This is a genomic window from Nocardia sp. NPDC003269, assembly GCF_042888005.1.
Lineage (GTDB): Bacteria > Actinomycetota > Actinomycetes > Mycobacteriales > Mycobacteriaceae > Nocardia.
This window is the reverse complement of sequence record NZ_JBIAPA010000002.1, coordinates 875,476-894,491: the sequence shown is the minus strand read 5'-3', so window position 1 is coordinate 894,491 and position 19,016 is coordinate 875,476. Positions and strand designations below refer to the sequence as shown.

Sequence of the window (19,016 nt, the reverse complement as noted above, 5' to 3'; positions counted from 1 at the left end):
CGGTCCTGCCGGTGGGAGCGGGGCCGCCGCTCGATCGTTTACAACCGTGCGTCGCTACCGAATTACAGTGCGTCGCTTCCGCGCTCGCCGGTGCGGACCCGGATGATGGTGTCCACCGGGGTCACCCACACCTTGCCGTCACCGATCTTCCCGGTGCGCGAGGCCTCGACGATCACCTCGACGACCTTCTCGACCGACGCGTCGTCGACGACGACCTCGACGCGAACCTTCGGAACGAAGTCCACCGAGTACTCCGCACCGCGGTAGACCTCGGTGTGGCCCTTCTGCCGGCCGTACCCCTGGACCTCACTGACGGTCATGCCGAGCACGCCTGCCTGTTCCAGCCCGGTCTTCACGTCTTCGAGCGTGAACGGTTTGACGATTGCCGTAACCAGTTTCATGTTCGTCATGCCTCCTTGACGAGCGAGCGTGCCGTGCCACCCACAGCAGCGAAATCGTAAGCGGTTTCCGCGTGCTCGGACTCGTCCAGGCCCGCCGCCTCGGACTCTTCGCTCGCGCGCAGGCCGATGGTGAACTTGATCGCGTACGCGATCACGGCCGTCGCGACGAGCGAGTAGGCCAGGACGGTGAAGGCACCGACAGCCTGCAGCTTCAACTGCTCGACTCCACCACCGTAGAACAGACCCTCGACAGCTGCGGGAGCTTCGGCCGTGGCGACCAGGCCGACCATCAGGGTGCCGACCAGACCACCGACGAGGTGGACGCCGACGACGTCGAGCGAGTCGTCGAAGCCGAAGCGGAACTTCAGGCCGACGGCCAGGGCGCACAGCGCGCCGGAGACGACACCGATGGCCAGCGCGCCGACCACGTTCACCGAGGAACAGGCCGGGGTGATGGCGACCAGACCGGCGACGATGCCCGAGGCGGCACCGAGGGAGGTCGGGTGACCGTCACGAATCTTCTCCACGAGCAGCCAGGCGAGCATCGCGGCCGCGGTGGCGATGGTGGTGGTGATGAAGGTGGCACCCGCGATGCCGTTGGCACCCAGCGCCGAACCGGCGTTGAAGCCGTACCAGCCGAACCACAGCAGACCGGCGCCAAGCATGACGAACGGCAGGTTGTGCGGACGGAACGGGGTCTTCGGCCAGCCCTTGCGCTTGCCGAGGATCAGGCAGAGAACCAGGCCCGCCGCACCGGCGTTGATGTGCACCGCGGTACCACCGGCGAAGTCGATGGCCTTGAGGTTGTTGGCGATCCAGCCGCCCTGCTCAGCGGTGTAGCCGTCGAAGGCGAAGACCCAGTGCGCGACGGGGAAGTAGACGACCGTGGCCCAGATTCCGGCAAATACGAGCCACGAGCCGAACTTGAGGCGGTCGGCGACCGCGCCCGAGATGAGTGCGACCGTGATGATCGCGAACATGAGCTGGAAGGCGACGAAGACCGTCAGCGGGATACCCGCGGTGATCGGGGCCGTCGGGTCCTCCGGGGTCGCGGTGAACAGCGGGATACCCGGCGAGTCGGCGCCGGTGCCACCGAAGATGCTCTTCAGCCCGAAGTACTGGAGGGGGTCACCGAGGAGGTTGCCCTTGTCCTCACCGAAAGCCATCGAAAAGCCGTAGAGAACCCACAGGACGGTGACCACGCCCATCGCGGAGATGCTCATCATGATCATGTTCAGCACGTTCTTGCCACGGACCATACCGCCGTAGAAGAACGCCAGACCCGGCGTCATGAGCAGCACGAGCGCTGCGGACGCCAGCATCCAAGCGGTATCACCGGTATCCGGTGTACCGATCAGTGGAAATGCCACCTTGTCTTCCTCCTCATCTCGGGCCTCGCCGATGACGGCAAAAGGACCTGTACAGAAGGGTCGCCACTCGGTGTTTCATCCGTTGAGCTGTGGTGTTTCACCTGAGTGAACGGATAGCGCGGTTGTGTTGCTTCCACGTTTCCTGCGGTTGGCCGTCGCGGAGCGCCTCACGGTGAGGCCGGTACGAGTGTGCGGTTCGCCCGCGGTTCGCGCGGGGAGGTGGACCCGGCGTTTCCCCTGGAAAACGACGATGCCCGCCCGATCGCTGGATCGGGCGGGCACCGTAGGGATGGTTACGCGGCGCCGCCGAGCAGCGCGTCGACGAAGGCACCGGGCTCGAACGGCGCCAGATCGTCGGCGCCCTCGCCGAGACCGACGAGCTTCACCGGCACCCCGAGCTCGTGCTGCACCTGGAACACGATGCCGCCCTTGGCGGTGCCGTCCAGTTTGGTGAGCACGACACCGGTGATGTCGACGACGTCGGCGAACACCCGGGCCTGCATCAGGCCGTTCTGGCCGACGGTCGAGTCGAGGACCAGCAGCACCTCGTCGACCTCGGCCTTCTTCTCCACGACCCGCTTGACCTTGCCGAGCTCGTCCATCAGGCCGGTCTTGGTGTGCAGGCGGCCCGCGGTGTCGACCAGGACCGCGTCGACCCCGCGATCGATGCCCGCGGTGACCGCGTCGAAGGCGACGGCGGCCGGATCGGCGGCCTCCTTGCCGCGCACGGTCTCCGCGCCGACCCGCTCGCCCCAGGTCTGCAGCTGGTCGGCGGCGGCGGCGCGGAAGGTGTCGGCGGCGCCGAGCAGCACCCGGCGGCCGTCGGCGACGAGCACGCGGGCCAGCTTGCCGGTGGTGGTGGTCTTGCCGGTGCCGTTGACGCCGACGACCAGCAGGATCGCCGGATGATCGGCGTGCGGCAGCGCGTGGATGGACCGGTCCAGCTCGGGGCGCAGCGCCTCGATCAGCACGTCACGCAACGCGGCGCGGGCCTGTTCCGGGGTGCGCACGCTGCGCGCGGCCATCTCCTCGCGCAGGCGTTCGACGATCTTCGCGGTGCTCGCGGTGCCGATATCGGCCAGCACCAGGGTGTCCTCGATCTCCTCCCACGACTCCTCGTCGAGGTCGCCGCCGCCGAGCAGGCCGAGCAGGCTCTTGCCGACGGCGTTCTGCGAGCGGGACAGGCGGCCGCGCAGGCGCTCGAGCCGGCCCGCGGTGGGGTCGATCTCCTCGATCGCGGCGGCGACGGCGTCGACCTCGGCGGGAGCGGGCTCCTCGACGACGGCGGGTTCGGCGGGGGCGGCCTCGGCCGGGGTGGGTTCGGTCTCGGTGGGTTCGGGCTCGACCGGTGCCGGCTCGGCGGGCGCGGTCGGCGCGGTGTCGGTCGCGGTGGTGTCGAGGGAGCTCAGGTCGTCCGGGACCACGACGGTCTCGTCGACCTGCACATCGGCCTCGGGCAGCGGGACGTCGGTGATCCCGCGGCGGGGGGCATCGCGCGGGACGGCCGCGTCGTCACCGACGTGCGGCTGGCCCTCGTCGTCGGTGCGCTCCCCCACCGGTTCGGGCTTCGGCAGCGTGGCCGCCGACCCGCCCTGACTGAAACTGAATCCGCCGGACGCGGTGTACCCACCGGACCGGTCCGTCAACTCCTTGTCCGGCTCGGGCGGTGCCAGGGAGATCTGGCGCCGCTTGTACAGGACGAAACCCGCGACGAGCGCCACCAACAGCACGGCGGCGATCGCGGCGATCAGGATCCACGCTTGCGAACTCACCCGGCCGAGTCTATTCGGGGGGCGGGTCGCGGCACGTCGGCGGCGTCGGCGCGGCGGGTCGGTGACGGGCGCCGGGGCGCATCGGCACGCCGGGGAAACACTACAGATTCGTTGTCCTGCGGAACTTCTGGCGCTCGCCCCATAGGATCGGCGACGTGACCGATCGAAACGTGCTTGGGGGGCCGCTGGAAGAGTGCGGCACCGATCCTCTCACGGGCTTCTACCGGGACGGCTGCTGCAGCACCGGTCCGGAGGATCTCGGCAGCCACACCGTGTGCACGGTCGTGACGGCGGAATTCCTGGAGCATCAGGCATCCATCGGCAACGACCTCAGTACTCCGCGTCCGGAGAACAATTTCCCCGGCCTGCAGCCGGGCGACCGCTGGTGCGTGGTGGCGGTGCGCTGGCTGCACGCCCACGAGGACGGTGTCGCCGCGCCGGTGGTGCTGGCCGCGACACACGAGAACGCCCTGGAGGTCATCTCCATGGACATCCTCCGCAAATACGCGGTAGACGTCCCGGACGACGTCAGCGATCTGCTGTAGGAACCAGGTGACGTCTGCGGTGCGCCTTCTGCCTGCAGGCTGCCGAGCAGTAGCGGGCGGGCCTGCCGGTGCTCGACCGGCGCACCGGCTCGGCGCACACGGGACACCGCGGAGTTTCGTCACCCCGGCGCGTTTCGTCACGGTCTGAGGGCGTCGGTTCCGTGACGCCCGACGGGCGGCCACGCAGCGCGTCGAGGACGAGCACGACGGCGGGCGCGAGCGGGTCGCCCGCGCGCCGATGCCGTTGGATCGCAACGCAGCCGGTGAAGATGTCGAGCACGTCGGCGACGCCGACATCGGGCCGGACCGTGCCCTGACGCTGGGCGGCGGTGAGCAGGGCGCCGAGCGCGCGATGGAAGCGGTTGCCCGCGCCGCGCAGCAGGGCGCGCGGCCAGCCGTCGTCGGATTGCACCAGGTCGCACAGGTCCTTGTTGCCCGGCGTCGTCACGATGACATGGGTGCACAGCGCGAAGAAAGCCGCGCCGGGGTCGGGATCGGCCAGGTGGTCGGCGGCCAGCGCGGCGAGCCGGTCGACCCGCTGCTGCATCACCGCTTCCAGCAGGTCGGTCTTGGTGGGGAAATGCCGGTGGACCGTGCCCGCGCCGACCCCGGCCCGGCGGGCCACCTCGGCGAGTGAGACGGTGGTGCCGCGTTCGGCCAGCAATCGCTGGGCGGCGACCAGGATCAGCGCCCGGTTGCGCCGGGCATCGGCTCGGATCGCCGGTTCCACGCCGTTGTCGACGGTCATTTCGTTACGCCTTCCCCACACCACGCCTGGTCGACCGGGTCGTCCCGCCCGTACCGTCCGGCATACGGGTCGACCGACCCGATTGTAGGGAACGAAACGGAGCTCATCCACATGTCATCAGCACTGCCCGTTCTGATCACCGGCGCGACCGGCAAGCAGGGCGGGGCCACCGCCCGCAAGCTGCTCGCCGACGGCCACCCGGTCCGCGCCCTCGTCCGTGATCCCGCCGCCCCCGCGGCCCGCGCCCTGGCCGCCGCGGGCGCCGAACTCGCGGTCGGCGACTTCGACGACCCGCCGACGCTGCGGGCGGCGGCCACCGGCGTGCGATCCGTATTCCTGGTTCCCCCAGCCGATTACGGCCCCGACGGCTGGGACGCGGGCGACGAGGGCCGCCGTGGCGCCGCCATGGTCGACGCGGCGCGCGCGGCGGGCGCCGACCAGATCGTCTTCACCGGCGTGGCCACCCTCGGCTCGGCCGAGTCGTGGGGCCAGGAGGGTAAGCGCCGGATCGAGGACGCGGTCGCCGCGTCCGGGCTGCGCTACACCGTGCTGCGCCCGGTGCGCTTCATGGAGAACTACCTCATCCAGGGCCTGCCGGTCGACGGCATCAGGGCGGGCGGGGAACACCGGCACCTGTTCCCGGCCGACCGGCCGCTGCAGATGATCGCCCTGGCCGACATCGCCGAATTCGCCGCGCTGGCCTTCGCCGATCCGGCCGGCTGGCACGGCCGGACCCTGGAACTGGCGGGCGAGGCGATCACCCCCGTCGCGGCCGCCGCGGCCATCGCCGAGGCGATCGGCAGGCCGGTCCACTACCGCGAGATCGCGGAGTCCGAGGCCGAGGCGATCGGCCCCCAGCTGGGCAATACCTGGCGCCTGCTCCGCGAAACCGGCGGCTGGCACGCCGACCTGCCCGCCCTGCGCCTGCTGCACCCGGGCCTCACCACGCTGCGGGAATGGCTGGCCACCGGCGGTGCGGCGCGGATTCTGGCCACGATCGAGGAGTCGGCGCCGGTCGCCTGACGCCCACCGGCTCCCCGCGCCACGAGACGGAATCGGCAGGCCGGGACGGTGACGGCGGGATCCCGCCAGCCACCGGTACGGCCGATTCCTACCGTCGATCGATGTGAATGCTGAAGCTGTCGCCACGCTGCCCAGAACCCCGCTGCGTGGCTCCGTCGTGTTGTTCATGTCGCTGGCCGCGGCGCTGGGGACCTCGGCGCTCTATCCGCTGCAACCCGCGATCGCCGAGGTGGCGGACTCGGTCGACGCGCGGATCGCGGTGGTGGGTATCGCGCTGGCGTGCGGGCCGGTCGGATACCTGGTCGGGCTCGGGCTCCTCGTTCCGCTGGTCGACCGGTTCTCGCCCGCGCGGCTGCTCGCGGTCCTGTTCGGGGTGCTGGCCGCGGCGTCGGCGATGTGCGCGGCGGTCGAGCGCGCGTGGCAGCTGGGGCTGGTGATCGGTGTCGTCGGCGCGTGTTCGGCGGTGGGCGCCGGGCTCAGTTCGGTGGCGGGGCGACTCGCGCCACCGCATCGGCGCGCGACGATCCTCGGCATCGTGACCGCGGGGATCTCCGCCGGGATCCTCGCCGGGCGGATCGTCGGCGGGTGGCTCGCCGACGAGATCGGCTGGCGCGGAATGCAGCTGACCTTCGCCGCCGCCTGCGGCTTCGTCGCCCTCGGTTGCCTGGTGGTGCTGCCGGGCGAGCGGGGCGCGACCGACCGCGGCTACCTCGAGACGCTGCGCTCGCTGCCCCGCCTGCTGGCCCGCGACGACACGCTGCGCTCCGCATCGATCCGGGGCGCGCTGTGGTTCTTCGCGTTCTGCGCGGTGTGGAGCGGACTCGCAGTCGCGCTGGCCGAGCCGCCGTTCGCGTATTCGGCGGAACGGATCGGCCTGTACGCCCTGGCCGGGCTGTCGGGCATCGCGGCGACGCGGGTCGCGGGCGCGTGGACCGATCGGGTCGGCCCGCGGCGGGTCCTGCTGATCGGCCTCGCGCTGGCCGGATTCGCCGCGCTCGTCCTGGGCGGCACGCTGCGCAGCACCGCGGTCACGCTCGTCTGCCTCGCGCTGTTCGACGCCGGGCTCTTCGCCGCCCAGGTCGCGAATCAGAGCACCGTGCTCGCCATCGACCCGGCCTCGCCCGCCCGCTTCAACAGCGCGTACATGATCGTGTACTTCGTGGGCGGCAGCCTCGGCACCGCCTTCGGCGCGGCCGCGGTCGAGTGGTTCGGCTGGACCGCGACGGCCACGATCGCGGCACTCGCGATCGTGGCCGCGGCGACCGCCGTCGCGCGGATCAGTTCAACGCGCCGTTGTAATCCGGGAACTTGAAGGTGCGCTCGGCATGCCCGCCGGACAGGTCCGATGGGCTGTTGCCGATGTTCGCGACGATCGTGTACCCCTTGCTCTCGATATCGACCCGGCTCGCCGTCTTGTACTCGGCCAGTCCGGCATTGCCCGCCGACAGCGTGGTCGGCGCGCTGCCGTACAGCCCGTCGACGGGGTAGCCCACCGAAGTCAGGTTCGCCTGCGAGTAGGCGCCGATCAGCGCGGGCCTGCCGGTGACGAAGATGATCGCCGCGCCGTTCTGCTTCGCCCAGGTGGCCAGGTCGAGCACGGGCTGGATCGCCGGGATGATCAGCCCCGCGTTGTAAGACGTCTCGAGCGTCGTGTTGTCGATGTCGAAGACGATCGCGGGCTTGGTCGCGCCGGGCAGCCGACCGGCGAGGTAGGTCTTGGCCTCGGCCACGACGGGCGTGATCTCCCCGATCCACTGCGCATACGGCGGCAGCTCGGACTTGTTGCCCGACAGCGAGGACGAGCCGGAGGAACCACCACCGGACAGCGACGACGATCCGGTGTCGGCACCCGCCACGGGGAACGGGGCGAGGAGCGCGGCCGCGATACCGGCGACCAGCGATGCTGTAACACGTTTCATCCGTCGCACGCTAACAGCGGCCCCGACCGATGAAATGTGTTGGCATTTCACAATCCCGGACAGTGGGACTGCTACGCCGGCGCGCCCACCGGATCGGTATCGGTCACCTCGGCCCGGTTCAACCGCTGCGAGATCACCTGGGTGATGCCGTCACCACGCATGCTCACGCCGTAGAGCGCGTCGGCGATCTCCATGGTCGGCTTCTGGTGGGTGATGACGATCAGCTGGCTCTTCTCCCGCAGCTGCTCGAACAGGCCGATGAGCCTGCGCAGGTTGGTGTCGTCCAGGGCGGCCTCGACCTCGTCCATCACATAGAACGGGGACGGCCGCGCCCGGAAGATGCTGACCAGCAGCGCGACCGCGGTCAGCGACTTCTCGCCACCGGAGAGCAGCGACAGCCGCTTGACCTTCTTGCCCGGCGGCCTGGCCTCCACCTCGATGCCGGTGGTGAGCATGTCGGAGGGGTCGGTGAGCACGAGCCTGCCCTCGCCACCGGGGAACAGCTTGGCGAAGACGCCGACGAACTCCCGCTCCACGTCGGCGTAGGCCTCGGTGAACACCTGCAGGATGCGCGCGTCGACCTCGGCGACCACGTCGAGCAGGTCCTTGCGCGCGTTCTTGACGTCCTCGAGCTGGGTGGCGAGGAAGTTGTAGCGCTCCTCCAGCGCCGCGAACTCCTCCAGCGCGAGCGGATTCACCTTGCCGAGGGTGGTGAGGTCCTTCTCCGCGCGCTTGGCGCGGCGCTCCTGGGAGGCCCGGTCGTAGGGCATCGGCTGCGGCGCGCTGACCTGCTCGCCGCGTTCCTTGGCGGCCTCGTACTCCTGCATCTCCAGCGCCGAGGGCGGCAGCGGGACATCGGGTCCGTATTCGGCGACGAGATCGGCCAGCGCGATGCCGAACTGCTCGGCGATGGTCGTCTCCAGCTGTTCGATGCGCAGCGCCGCTTGGGCTTTGGCGACCTCGTCGCGGTGCACGGCGTCGGTGAGCTGGGCCAGCTGGGTGGTCAGCGCCCGCGCCCGCTCCTTCACCTGCTCGAGCGCGGCGGCGCATTCACCCCGGCGCCGGACCAGCTCGTCGCGCCGGGCCGCGGCGGCGGCCACGACCCGCTCGAGCTCGTGCGCGATCTTCGCGCCCGACTCCGCGACCGCGGCGGCCACCGCGGCCGCCTGGCGACGCGCGGCCTGTGCCCGTTCGGCTCTGGCCCTGGCCTCGCGCTCGGCGCGGGCGGCCCGGCGCAGCGAATCCGCCTTGCCGCGGACCGATTCCGCACGTTCCTCGGCGGTGCGCACGGCCAGCCTGGCCTCGACCTCCATGGTGCGGGCCTCGGCGAGCGCGGCCGCGGCCTCCTCGCGTTCGCGGCCCGCGGTCTCGGTGCCCGCGGCGCCGTAGCTGTCGTCGCCGCCGTCGTGTTCCATCTCGGCGTGGCGCAGCCGGTCCTCGAGCTCGGCGAGGGACGCCAGCGACTTCTCCCTGGCCGCCTCAGCGTCGGCGCGCTGGGTCGCCAGGCGCTCGCCCTCGGTCTGCGCCGACCGCGCGGTCTGGCCGACCCGGGCCAGCCGGTCGTAGATCGCCAGCAGGGCCTGGTCGGATTCGTGCAGCGCCATCAGCGCGTGGTCGGCGGCGTCCTTGCGATCGGTCTGCTCGGCCAGCGCGCCCGCCAGCGCCGCTTCCAGCTCCTCGGCCCGGCGCTGCGCGGCCGCCAATTCGGCGGTGGCGGTATCGATCTCGGCCTGCACCTCGAGCTGGCTGGGCATCCGCTCCGAGCCGCCGACGATCCAGCCCGACCCGGCCAGATCGCCGTCGCGGGTGACCACGCGCAGTTCGGGACGCAGCGCGACGAGTTCGGTGGCGGTCGCCAGATCGTCGACGACCACCACCCCCGCGGTGAGCGCCGCCAGCGCGGGGCGCACCGCCTCGGCACCGTCGACGACCTCGGCCAGCCAGCGCGCCCCCGACGGCAGGCCGCCGCGCTCGGCCGGAACCAGCCCGGCGGTGGCGAAGACGAAGGCGACCCGGCCACCGTCGCCGGAGCGCAGCTCGCGTACGGCGGCGTCGGCAGCGGTCGGGGTCTCGGCGGTGATCGCGTCGGCCAGCGGGCCGAGCAGCGCGGCGACCGCGGCCTCGAAACCGCCGTCGACCCGCAGCTGCGCCGAGAGCCGGTCACCGAGACCACTGACCCCGTGTTCGAGCAGCCAGGCCGCGCCGTCCTTGCGGGCCAGGTTCATCCCGAGCGCTTCGATGCGGGCGCCGAGCCGGGCCACCAGCTTGCTCGCCTCGCGGTCGTGCTCACGCAGTTCCCGCACGCGTTCGTCGGCCAGTGCCAGGGCGGCGACGGCGTGCTCGTGCTGGGCGTCGAGGCCCTTCTCCCCCGCGTCCAGTTCGCCGAGTTCGTCCTGCACCGCGTCGTATTCGACCTGGGCGGCCTCGCCGCGATGGCGGGCGTCGGCGATAGCGACCGAGAGCCGGGCGATCTCGGCGTCCACCGATTGCGACTTCGTGCGCAGGTTCTCGACCTGGCCCGCGAGCCGGGCCAGCCCCTCGCGCCGATCGGCGATCGCGCGCACGGCGGCCAGATGCGCCTGCTCGGCGGCCTTGGCGGCGTGCTCGCGGTCGGCGAGCGCCTCCCTGGCGGCTTCGAGCGTTTCGGCGGCCATCTCCACCGCGTAGCGCAGCTCGGCTTCCTCGGCCTCGATCCGGTCGGCCTCGGCCTCGAGCTGCTCGGGGTCGCGGCCGGTCCCGACGGGCGTCTCGGTGTGCAGATGCCGCGCCCGGTCACCGGCGATGCGGATGGTGGCGTTGACCCGCTCGGCCAGCGCGGACAGCTGGAACCAGGTCTGCGCGGCGGCCTCGGCGCTGGGACTCAGCCGGGAGAGCTGGAACTCCTGCTGCGCGAGCGCGGCATTGGCGGCGTCGAGCTCGGTCTGCACGGTGATCTGCTGCTCGCGGGCGTAGGCCTCCTTGCTGAGCTGGGATTGCAGCTCGCCGCGCCGGGTCACCAGATCGTCGGCAGCCAGCCGCAGCCGGGCATCGCGCAGGTCGGCCTGCACGGTCTGGGCCCGCCGCGCCACCTCGGCCTGCCTGCCGAGCGGCTTGAGCTGGCGGCGCAGTTCGGTGGTGAGGTCGGTGAGCCGGGCGAGGTTGGCCTGCATCGCGTCGAGCTTGCGGACGGCCTTCTCCTTGCGCCGCCGGTGCTTGAGCACACCCGCGGCCTCCTCGACGAACGCGCGCCGGTCCTCCGGGCGCGACTCCAGGATCGCCGAGAGCTGGCCCTGCCCCACGATGACGTGCATCTCGCGGCCGATACCGGAGTCCGACAGCAGTTCCTGCACGTCCATCAGCCGGCAGCTGCTGCCGTTGATCTCGTACTCGCCCGCGCCGTCACGGAACATCCGCCGGGTGATCGACACCTCGGCGTAGTCGATCGGCAGCGCGCCGTCGGAATTGTCGATCGTCAGCGTCACCTCGGCGCGGCCGAGCGGGGCGCGACCGGTGGTGCCCGCGAAGATGACGTCCTGCATCTTGCCGCCCCGCAACGCCTTGGCACCCTGCTCACCCATCACCCAGGTGAGGGCGTCCACGACATTGGACTTCCCGGACCCGTTCGGCCCGACGACACAGGTGATCCCCGGTTCGAAGCGCAGCGTGGTCGCGGAAGCGAAGGACTTGAACCCTTTGAGGGTCAAGCTCTTGAGATGCAAGGCCGGCCCGCCTCTCCGCGATCAGGCCAGACTCGAGCGCGAGGAAAGCGGCGCATGCGGCTGGCGGTCGGTATCGGGTTGCGGTAGCCCGTTCCCGACGAGATACCCGTGTGCTCGCGTGAGCATACCCGTCGCTACCGGGTGCTCTGCGGCAGTGCGTACGATCCGGGCCGCGGGGCGGCCACCGGGCCGCCGAGCGTTCAGCCCCGGTGCGGGCGATCCGGGTTGTGCGGGTCCATGTGCTGGACGTGCTTCATGTGCTTCTCGAGCTGGCGCAGGTGGGTCTGGGTGCCCGGCGTGGCTTCCCAGCCGGTGAGGACGCGGAAGACCAGGACAGCACCCCACGGGCCGATGACCCACATCGGCCAGAAGTAGGTGAGCTCGCCCGCGCTCAACGAGATCAGACCCCAGATGACCACCACGATCAGGCTGACGCCGAGCCAGCTGCCCGCCTCGATGCGCTGCCAGACCGGGATCCGCGCGCCCTTCTTCTCGGCGGGCGCGCTCGCCTGCTGCGTGGTCAGCTGCGGCAGGTCCGACAACACGACGGCGAGCTCGTCGCGGGTGGCGGTCGCGTAGACCTTGGCGACGCGCTGGTCGTATTCGGTGAGGTCGAGCCTGCCGTCGGCGAGATGGGTGCTCAGCTGCGCGACGATGGCGTTGCGCTCGGCATCGGACGCGCGTGTGCCTGGGGTGATGTCCATCCCGACATCCTCTCGTTCACCAACCACAGTGGACAGCTGTTTCCAGCCTCCACCCTCCACTGTGTGATGTCAACCGCGGCGCCGGTCACAGGATGGCGAACGCCACCACCAGACCCAGGGCGAAATGCGCGGCGGCGACCACCAGCACCTCGGGGGTGTAGGTGTCGGAATGCAGCGTGCGGCCGATGTCGATGCCGGTGACCTTCTCGATCACCCGCACCGAGACCACCTGCGCGATGATGCCGACCAGGCCGTACACCACGGCGGCGATCAGCCCCTCGGACAGCTTGTTCACCCCGCCGGTGGCCAGCACCGCGAACACGACGATGAAGGCCATGCTGACCATCCCCGCCGCGGACACGATCAGCGCGTTCGGCTGGCCCGCGACGACGAGGTCGCGCAGCTTGCCGGGCGTGGTCAGGTCGATGGCGAAGAAGCCGATCAGCATCAGCGCGAGACCGATGAGGCAGTACAGGATGATGGCGCCGACGCCTTCACCGAGCGCGCTCCAATAACCCGATTCCAGGGCGAGGGCGGTCATCGTGGTCCTTTCGAACAGTGTTGTGTGGTCACGGGTCAGTCGACGATGCGGTGCGGGACGAAGGCGGCGCCGTCGTCGGTGATCAGGCCCGCCGTCTCCCGGATGCCCAGGCCCGCCGCCGTGTCACCGACGACCCAGGCGCCGAGCACCGGGCGCATGCCGTCGAATTCCGGGAGCGGATCGAGCAATTGGTAGACGAAGCCCTCGGCGCCGTAGACGCCGCCGGTCGCGGTCTCCATGCCGGGACCGACGATGGTCATGTTGGCGCCCTCGCGGCCGAGCTTGGGCTTGCGGATGTATTCGGTGAGCTCGTGCGGGCTGTCGAGGTAGGCGGGCAGCAGGTTCGGGTGGCCGGGATACATCTCCCAGAGCACCGCCAGCAGCGCCTTGTTGCTGAGCAGTGTGGTCCACAGCGGTTCGACCCAGGCGGTGGCGGGCAGGCTCTCGACCACGCGCTTGCCGAAGTCGTCGTCGAGGATCCACTCCCACGGGTACAGCTTGAAGGCCGCTTCGATCGGCGCCTCGGCCAGATCGACGAACCGGTGCAGTTCGGTGTCGTAGCCGATCTCCTCGATCGGCAGCGCGACCGTGTCGAAGCCCGCCTCGGCGGCGGTCTCCTGCATGTAGGCGGTGGTCACGTTGTCCTCGCCGGTCGCGTCCGCGCCCGACCAGGTGAAGTGCAGCTCGGTGCCGGGCAGCACGCCGCGCAGCTCGGTCCAGCGTTCCACCAGCTTCTCGTGCAGCGAATTCCACTGGTCGCCACCGGGATACACCTGCTGCAACCAGTGCCACTGGATGATCGCGGCCTCGAGCAGCGAGGTCGGGGTGTCGGCGTTGTACTCGAGCAGCTTGGCCGGTCGGCGCGCGTCGTAGCGCAGGTCGAAGCGGCCGTAGACGTACGGGTCACTGCGCCGCCAGGATTCGGCGATCGGCCCCCAGCTCCATTCGGGCAGGCCGAAATCGGCGTAGCGCTCGGTGAGGACCACGTGCTCGGCCGCGTGCAGGCACATCGACTGCAGCAGTTCCACATCGGCTTCCAGCGCGAGGATCTCGTCCATCGAGAACTCGTAGTGCACCGACTCGTCCCAGTACGGGCGCGGCTGACCGCTGGCATCGCGGCCGGGCGCGCCGTAGACCAGTCCCTGACTCTCGATGATCTGCTGCCAGCCCGGACGCGGCGTACTCGCCACCCGCCGCACTAGGACCCGCTCCCGCCGGTGGACTTGCTGCCGAGCCCGCCGCGCTGGATCGTGGTGCCGCTCTTGGTGGTGATGGTGGCGTTGCGCGGCTTCACCGAGCTGCCGCCGCTGGGCGGCTTGCCGATGGTGGGGGTGCCGCCGTAGTGGTACCGGTACTGCGGCCAGCCGAGCAGGATCAGGCTGCCCGCGCCGCCGTGGCTGGTGTCGCTGCGGAAGTTGGATTTGCCGTCACCGCAGTAGTCGTCGGCGACGACGACCTCGTTGCCGTTCTGGTCGATCTGCACGCAGGACGCGGTCACCTGATCCGGCGCCGAGATGGCGCGATAGGCCAGGTAGCCACCGCCGACCAGGGCGGCGACACCGACGACGGCGACGCCGCCGATCATCACCCGTTTCCTGGTGCGCCGCTTGGCTTCCGCGGCCTCGGCGGCGGCGCGCTGGGCCTGTTCGGCCTGCTTGCGCGCCTTGTCGCGGGCCCGTGCCTCGCCGACCGTCGGCGGGCGGGGCTGGGTGACACCGGGTTCCTGCCTGGCCATCCGGCCGGGCCTCGCCTGCTCGTTCGCCGTCGGTTCCGGCGGCTGCTGCGGCATCGGCGGCCAGCCCGCGCCGGGGTCGGGCGGTGTCCAGCCCGCACCGGGGTCCGGTGGCTGGTGGGGAGAGCGTCCGGAGCCGCCCGCAGGCGGCTCGTCGGGCGGACCAGGGTTCTGTGTGCTCACCGCTGCCGCCCCCTAGCCCCCGAAGTCACCACTAGCGCTCCTCGAATCCCGTCATGTCGCCCCGCGCGGGCTCCCAGCTTTCCACAACCAGGTCGACCCGACCAGGCGCCTGGCCGGACCGTAGCAGGTCCAGCAGCTTCGCGCCCGCCGTTCGCGGTCCTTCGGCGACGACGTGCACCCGCCCGTCGCTGTGGTTGCGGGCATAGCCGGTGAGCCCGAGTTCCAGTGCGCGCGAGCGGGTCCACCAGCGGAATCCCACTCCCTGCACCATCCCGTGCACCCACGCGCTGAGCCGCTGCGGCCCCTCGCTCATGCGTCGATATCGAAGTTCAGCGTCACCTTGGTGCCCGCCTTGAGGGTGCGGCCCACGGTGCAGACCTTGTCGACGGCCCGCTGCACGGTGACAAGTAGTCGCTCGCGCGCGGCCTCGTCGAGCTCGGACAGGTCCAGCTCGAGGACCTCGTCGAGCTGCGGGTACAGCTCGTTCTCGCGGTCGGCGTCGCCGGAGACGCGGATGGTGGCGTCGAAGTCGTCGCCGAGGCGGCGCGAGAGCGGCAGGTCGGAGCTGAGGCCGGTGCACGCGGCGAGCGCGATCTTCAGCAGCTCGCCCGGAGTGAACGCGCCTTCGACGCCCTGCGAGGCGATCAGGACCTCGGCGCCGCGATTGCTGCGACCGGTGTAGGCCCTGGTGCCGGTGCGCTCGACCCACAGCTCGGTGGGTGCGGTGGTCACGGGTGCGTTCTGCTCAGCCATGCCTAGATCCTGCCATTCACGTCGCGGACGATTCACGCCTGGGAACGCTTGCGTGCGCGGCGGCATTCCGACGGGGTGACCCGCGGCACCCCTCATTCCTGGAAGCGGTACCCCATGCCCGCCTCGGTCAGCAGGTGCCGGGGGTTGGCCGGGTCGTCCTCGAGTTTGCGGCGCAGCTGCGCGAGGTAGACCCGCAGGTAGTGGGTCTCGGTGGCATAGGCGGGTCCCCACACCTCGCGCAGGAGTTCCTTGCGGCCCACCAGCTTTCCGCGATTGCGGACCAGCATCTCGAGCATCCCCCACTCGGTGGGGGTCAGGTGCACCGGCTCACCCCGCTTGGTGACCTTCTTGGCGACCAGATCGACGGTGAACGAGTCGGTGACCACCACCGGGTCGACGCTGTCGACCTCGGTCGCGCCGCGCCGGACCGCGGCGCGCAGCCGGGCCAGCAGTTCGTCCATGCCGAACGGCTTGGTGACGTAGTCGTCGGCGCCCGCGTCGAGCGCTTCGACCTTGTCGGCGGAGTCGGTGCGCGCCGAGAGCACCAGCACCGGCGCCGAGGTCCAGCCGCGCAGCCCGGCCAGCACCTCGATGCCGTCCATATCGGGCAGGCCCAGGTCGAGCACGATGACGTCGGGGTGCCGCTCGGCGGCGGCACGCAGGGCGGCCGCCCCGTTACCCGCGGTGATCACCTCGTACCCGCGCACCGACAGATTGATCCGCAAGGCCCGCACGATCTGTGGCTCGTCGTCGACCACCAGCACCTTGGTGGCCGCGGGCGCCTGATTCTTCACTGTTCCGCCTCTCCGGGACTTCTGGCCAGGCTCGTGTGCGTGGGGACATCGGGTCGGCGGCTTGCGGTCGGGTTCCCGCCCGCGTGAGCCCGTGCCCGGTGAGTTACCCATGTCGGCGCGTTCATTCTGTCGTCCCGTGCGGTTCGGCGGTGAGGTCGGACGACGGCGGTACACCCGACGGCAGGTCGACGAGCATCGTCAGACCGCAGCCAGGAGTCGGTTCGGCGTGGACGGTGCCGTCCATCGCCTCGACGAAGCCGCGCACAACCGACAGGCCGAGGCCGACTCCGGTGGTGTTGTCGCGGTCACCGAGGCGCTGAAAAGGCTCGAACAGCTGCTCCTCGGTGCCTGCGGGGACGCCGGGCCCGACGTCGACGACGGCGATCGAGACCCGGTCGCCGTCATGTTCGGCGGTGACTCGTACCGGTGTATCGCGACCGGAGTGGCGCAGCGCGTTGTCGATCAGATTGGCCAGCACGCGTTCGAGCAGACCGAGGTCCGCCAGTACCGAGACCTCCCCGACCTCCACCTTTACCCGGTCCATCGCCGCGCGCCGCAGGCCGCGGGTACCCATCCCGACGCTGACCAGCGCGCGATGCACCGCCTCGTCCATGTAGACCTGCCGCAGCTGCGGGGTGACGACACCGACGGCGAGCCGCGACGAATCGAGCAGATTGCCGACCAGCGCGGTCAGCTGGTCGACGGACTCCTCGATCGCCTCGAGCAGTTCGCCGGTGTCCTCGGCCGAGAACTCGATGTCGTCGCTGCGCAAGCTCGACACCGCCGCCTTCGCTCCGGCCAGCGGGGTGCGCAGATCATGGCTCACGGCCGACAGCAGCGCCCGGCGCAGCCGATCGGCCTCGAGCAACGCGGCCGCCGCACTGGCCTCTTCGGCCAGCTCGGCCTGCCGCACCAGCCCGACGGCCTGGTTGGCCACCGCGTTGAGCACGGGGCGGTCGGAGGAATCGATCGCCCGGCCCGCGAGCAGCAGGTGGCTCAGCGCGTCGCCCGCCTCGATCACGGTGTCGGCGTCGGATGCCCTGGCGGGCGGGTCGACCCCGACGGAGGCGACGATCTGCTCACCGCACTGCACGCTCACCGCGCGCTGCCCGTAGGTCTCGCGGACCTGCTCGAGCAGATTCGGCAGATCGGCGCCGTGCAGGACCGAGCCGGCGAACATCGTCAGCAGCTCCGCCTCGCGCGAGGCCTTGCGCGCCTGCAGCGTCCGCTTGGCCGCGACATCGACCAGGGCCGCCACGGCCACCGCGACGATGAGCAGGACCACCACGGTGACGAAGTTGTCCGGCTCGGCGATGGTGAAGCTGTAGCGGGGATCGGTGAAGTACCAGTTCAGCAGCAGGCCCGACAGCAGCGCCGACAGCCCGGCGGGCACCACGCCGCCGAACAGCGCCACCGCCACCACACCGATGAAGAACATGGCACTGAGCCCGCCCAGCTGCAGCCAGCCGTCGAGGAGCAGCCCGCACACCAGGCTCACCAGCACCGGCACGACGATCGCGGCCAGCCAGGCCGTCACCGGCCTGTGCGGACGCAGCCAGTGCCTGCGGACGCCGCGGTTGGCTTCCTCGTGGGTCACCATGTGGACGTCGATCTTGCCGGAGCGCTGCACCACGGTGGAGCCGATGCCCTCGTCGAGGATCCGCGCCCAGCGGGACCGCCGCGAGGTGCCGAGCACCAGCTGGGTGGCGTTGACCTCGCGGGCGAATTCCAGCAGCGCGGTGGGCACGTCGTCACCGGTGACGGTGTGCAGCGAGGCGTCCAGACCGGCGGCGAGTTCGCGCAGGGTCGCCATCCGCTCGGTCGAGACCCCGGCCAGCCCGTCACCGCGCACCACGTGCACCACGACCAGATCGGCGCTGGCCTTCGACGCGATCCGCCCGGCCCGGCGCACGACGGTCTCCGATTCCCGGCCGCCGGTGACCGCCACGACCACGCGTTCGCGGGCCTCCCACAGCTCGGTGATCTTGTGGTCGGCCCGGTATTTGGCCAGCGCCGCGTCCACCTGGTCGGCCAGCCACAGCAGCGCGAGTTCGCGCAGCGCGGTGAGGTTGCCGGGGCGGAAGTAGTTGCGCAGCGCCGCGTCGACCTTGTCGGCGGCGTAGACGTTGCCGTGGGAGAGCCTGCGCCGCAACGCCTCCGGGGTGAGGTCGACCAGTTCCACCTGGTCGGCGGCCCGGACCACCGCGTCGGGCACGGTCTCGCGCTGCTCGATCCCGGTGATCTGCGCGACGACGTCGTTGAGGCTCTCCAGGTGCTGCACGTTCACCGTCGAGATGACGTCGATGCCCGCGTCGAGCAGCTGTTCCACATCCTGCCAGCGCTTCTCGTGCGCGCTGCCCGGCACGTTGGTGTGCGCCAGCTCGTCGACGAGCACCACCGCGGGCCTGCGGGCCAGCACCGCGTCGACGTCGAGTTCGGGCAGCTCGGTCCCCCGGTAGGCGACCGTCTTGAGCGGAATCCGCTCGATGCCGTCGAGCAGGTCGGCGGTCTTCTTCCGGCCGTGCGTCTCGACGACGGCGGCGACCACATCGCGGCCGCGTTCCAGCCGCCGGTGCGCTTCGCCGAGCATGGCGTAGGTCTTGCCGACGCCCGGCGCCGCACCGAGGTAGATGCGCAGTTGTCCGCGTTTCACCAGTCCATCATCGCGGGTCGGCGGGCCGGGGCAGGCGAGCGCACCGGCAACACTCCGACGGTCACCATCGGCGCGTGCGAGGTGTTCAACCTGCCGAGCACACGGATCAACAGCAGCGATCCGACGAAACCGAGGATCACCGCAAGGGTCACAACAGACACCGCGATCTCACTTTCCGTG

Annotated in this window: 18 protein-coding genes; 3 read left to right on the top strand and 15 right to left on the bottom strand. The window is 70.9% G+C overall.

The window, feature by feature from the left end:
- Positions 1–62: 62 nt before the first annotated feature.
- From ACFYWJ_RS14510 to ftsY, 3 genes are all read right to left on the bottom strand, one after another.
- The gene (locus tag ACFYWJ_RS14510; RefSeq protein WP_110036141.1) at positions 63–401 is read right to left on the bottom strand and encodes a P-II family nitrogen regulator; all 339 of its coding nucleotides are present in this window, start codon (positions 399–401) and stop codon (positions 63–65) included.
- A gap of 5 nt (positions 402–406) precedes the next feature.
- Positions 407–1,723, bottom strand: a complete 1,317-nt coding sequence (locus ACFYWJ_RS14505; protein WP_355280497.1) for an ammonium transporter — start codon at positions 1,721–1,723, stop codon at positions 407–409.
- Positions 1,724–2,064: 341 nt separating this feature from the next.
- Entirely contained in the window at positions 2,065–3,543 is a 1,479-nt protein-coding gene (gene ftsY, locus ACFYWJ_RS14500) for a signal recognition particle-docking protein FtsY (RefSeq protein WP_355280496.1), read from the bottom strand.
- A 155-nt stretch (positions 3,544–3,698) separates the two neighbouring features.
- On the opposite strand from ftsY, the gene ACFYWJ_RS14495 reads away from it, so the two are divergent.
- Positions 3,699–4,088, top strand: a complete 390-nt coding sequence (locus ACFYWJ_RS14495) for a DUF2237 family protein (RefSeq protein WP_019048221.1) — start codon at positions 3,699–3,701, stop codon at positions 4,086–4,088.
- Here the strand turns inward: ACFYWJ_RS14495 and ACFYWJ_RS14490 are convergent.
- Positions 4,072–4,836, bottom strand: coding sequence for a helix-turn-helix domain-containing protein (locus ACFYWJ_RS14490; protein ID WP_355280494.1), 765 nt, complete (start codon positions 4,834–4,836; stop codon positions 4,072–4,074). The two genes, ACFYWJ_RS14495 and ACFYWJ_RS14490, sit on opposite strands and share 17 nt — an antisense overlap.
- Before the next feature lie 111 nt (positions 4,837–4,947).
- Here ACFYWJ_RS14490 and ACFYWJ_RS14485 point away from each other — a divergent pair, with 111 nt between their 5' ends.
- The gene (locus tag ACFYWJ_RS14485; RefSeq protein ID WP_355280492.1) at positions 4,948–5,859 is read left to right on the top strand and encodes an NmrA family NAD(P)-binding protein; all 912 of its coding nucleotides are present in this window, start codon (positions 4,948–4,950) and stop codon (positions 5,857–5,859) included.
- Between the two features lie 103 nt (positions 5,860–5,962).
- Positions 5,963–7,171, top strand: coding sequence for an MFS transporter (locus ACFYWJ_RS14480; RefSeq protein WP_355280491.1), 1,209 nt, complete (start codon positions 5,963–5,965; stop codon positions 7,169–7,171).
- On the opposite strand, the gene ACFYWJ_RS14475 is transcribed toward ACFYWJ_RS14480, so the two are convergent.
- The 11 genes from ACFYWJ_RS14475 to ACFYWJ_RS14425 all read right to left on the bottom strand — a co-directional run bounded on the left by ACFYWJ_RS14475 (position 7,137) and on the right by ACFYWJ_RS14425 (position 18,997).
- Positions 7,137–7,778, bottom strand: a complete 642-nt coding sequence (locus ACFYWJ_RS14475) for an HAD family acid phosphatase (RefSeq protein WP_355280489.1) — start codon at positions 7,776–7,778, stop codon at positions 7,137–7,139. The genes ACFYWJ_RS14480 and ACFYWJ_RS14475 overlap by 35 nt on opposite strands.
- A gap of 71 nt (positions 7,779–7,849) precedes the next feature.
- Positions 7,850–11,476 (bottom strand): chromosome segregation protein SMC, encoded by a 3,627-nt coding sequence (gene smc, locus ACFYWJ_RS14470; RefSeq protein WP_355280488.1) that lies wholly within the window; start codon positions 11,474–11,476, stop codon positions 7,850–7,852.
- Between the two features lie 200 nt (positions 11,477–11,676).
- Positions 11,677–12,180, bottom strand: a complete 504-nt coding sequence (locus ACFYWJ_RS14465; RefSeq protein WP_355280486.1) for a DUF1707 domain-containing protein — start codon at positions 12,178–12,180, stop codon at positions 11,677–11,679.
- Positions 12,181–12,265: 85 nt separating this feature from the next.
- Complete coding sequence (locus ACFYWJ_RS14460) at positions 12,266–12,721, bottom strand: DUF350 domain-containing protein (RefSeq protein ID WP_355280484.1); 456 nt, start codon at positions 12,719–12,721, stop codon at positions 12,266–12,268.
- A gap of 35 nt (positions 12,722–12,756) precedes the next feature.
- Positions 12,757–13,920 carry a glutathionylspermidine synthase family protein gene (locus ACFYWJ_RS14455; protein WP_355280482.1) on the bottom strand — a complete coding sequence of 388 codons (1,164 nt, stop codon included), beginning with the start codon at positions 13,918–13,920 and terminating at the stop codon, positions 12,757–12,759.
- On the bottom strand, positions 13,920–14,636 hold the full coding sequence (locus ACFYWJ_RS14450) for a hypothetical protein (RefSeq protein ID WP_355280481.1): 717 nt from the start codon (positions 14,634–14,636) through the stop codon (positions 13,920–13,922). Before ACFYWJ_RS14450 ends, ACFYWJ_RS14455 begins: the two co-directional genes overlap by 1 nt.
- Before the next feature lie 31 nt (positions 14,637–14,667).
- Positions 14,668–14,949 (bottom strand): acylphosphatase, encoded by a 282-nt coding sequence (locus ACFYWJ_RS14445; RefSeq protein ID WP_355280480.1) that lies wholly within the window; start codon positions 14,947–14,949, stop codon positions 14,668–14,670.
- Positions 14,946–15,389: an OsmC family protein gene (locus tag ACFYWJ_RS14440; RefSeq protein WP_355280478.1), complete on the bottom strand. Its 444-nt coding sequence runs from the start codon at positions 15,387–15,389 to the stop codon at positions 14,946–14,948. Before ACFYWJ_RS14440 ends, ACFYWJ_RS14445 begins: the two co-directional genes overlap by 4 nt.
- A gap of 92 nt (positions 15,390–15,481) precedes the next feature.
- Positions 15,482–16,183: a response regulator gene (locus tag ACFYWJ_RS14435; protein ID WP_355280477.1), complete on the bottom strand. Its 702-nt coding sequence runs from the start codon at positions 16,181–16,183 to the stop codon at positions 15,482–15,484.
- Between the two features lie 121 nt (positions 16,184–16,304).
- A complete protein-coding gene (locus tag ACFYWJ_RS14430; RefSeq protein ID WP_355280476.1) occupies positions 16,305–18,836 on the bottom strand; it encodes a sensor histidine kinase KdpD in 2,532 nt (843 codons plus the stop codon).
- Entirely contained in the window at positions 18,833–18,997 is a 165-nt protein-coding gene (locus ACFYWJ_RS14425) for a hypothetical protein (protein ID WP_355280474.1), read from the bottom strand. The genes ACFYWJ_RS14430 and ACFYWJ_RS14425 overlap by 4 nt, the downstream gene beginning before the upstream one ends.
- Positions 18,998–19,016: the final 19 nt, after the last annotated feature.

Excerpts from the sequence above, each read along its gene's own strand:
- ACFYWJ_RS14440 (WP_355280478.1), bottom strand. The coding sequence starts at position 15,389 with ATGGCTGAGCAGAACGCACCCGTGACCACCGCACCCACCGAGCTGTGG.
- ACFYWJ_RS14475 (WP_355280489.1), bottom strand. The coding sequence starts at position 7,778 with ATGAAACGTGTTACAGCATCGCTGGTCGCCGGTATCGCGGCCGCGCTC.
- ACFYWJ_RS14465 (WP_355280486.1), bottom strand. The coding sequence starts at position 12,180 with ATGGACATCACCCCAGGCACACGCGCGTCCGATGCCGAGCGCAACGCC.
- ACFYWJ_RS14490 (WP_355280494.1), bottom strand. The coding sequence starts at position 4,836 with ATGACCGTCGACAACGGCGTGGAACCGGCGATCCGAGCCGATGCCCGG.
- ACFYWJ_RS14505 (WP_355280497.1), bottom strand. The coding sequence starts at position 1,723 with ATGCTGGCGTCCGCAGCGCTCGTGCTGCTCATGACGCCGGGTCTGGCG.
- ACFYWJ_RS14510 (WP_110036141.1), bottom strand. The coding sequence starts at position 401 with ATGAAACTGGTTACGGCAATCGTCAAACCGTTCACGCTCGAAGACGTG.
- ACFYWJ_RS14445 (WP_355280480.1), bottom strand. The coding sequence starts at position 14,949 with ATGAGCGAGGGGCCGCAGCGGCTCAGCGCGTGGGTGCACGGGATGGTG.
- ACFYWJ_RS14485 (WP_355280492.1), top strand. The coding sequence starts at position 4,948 with ATGTCATCAGCACTGCCCGTTCTGATCACCGGCGCGACCGGCAAGCAG.
- ACFYWJ_RS14460 (WP_355280484.1), bottom strand. The coding sequence starts at position 12,721 with ATGACCGCCCTCGCCCTGGAATCGGGTTATTGGAGCGCGCTCGGTGAA.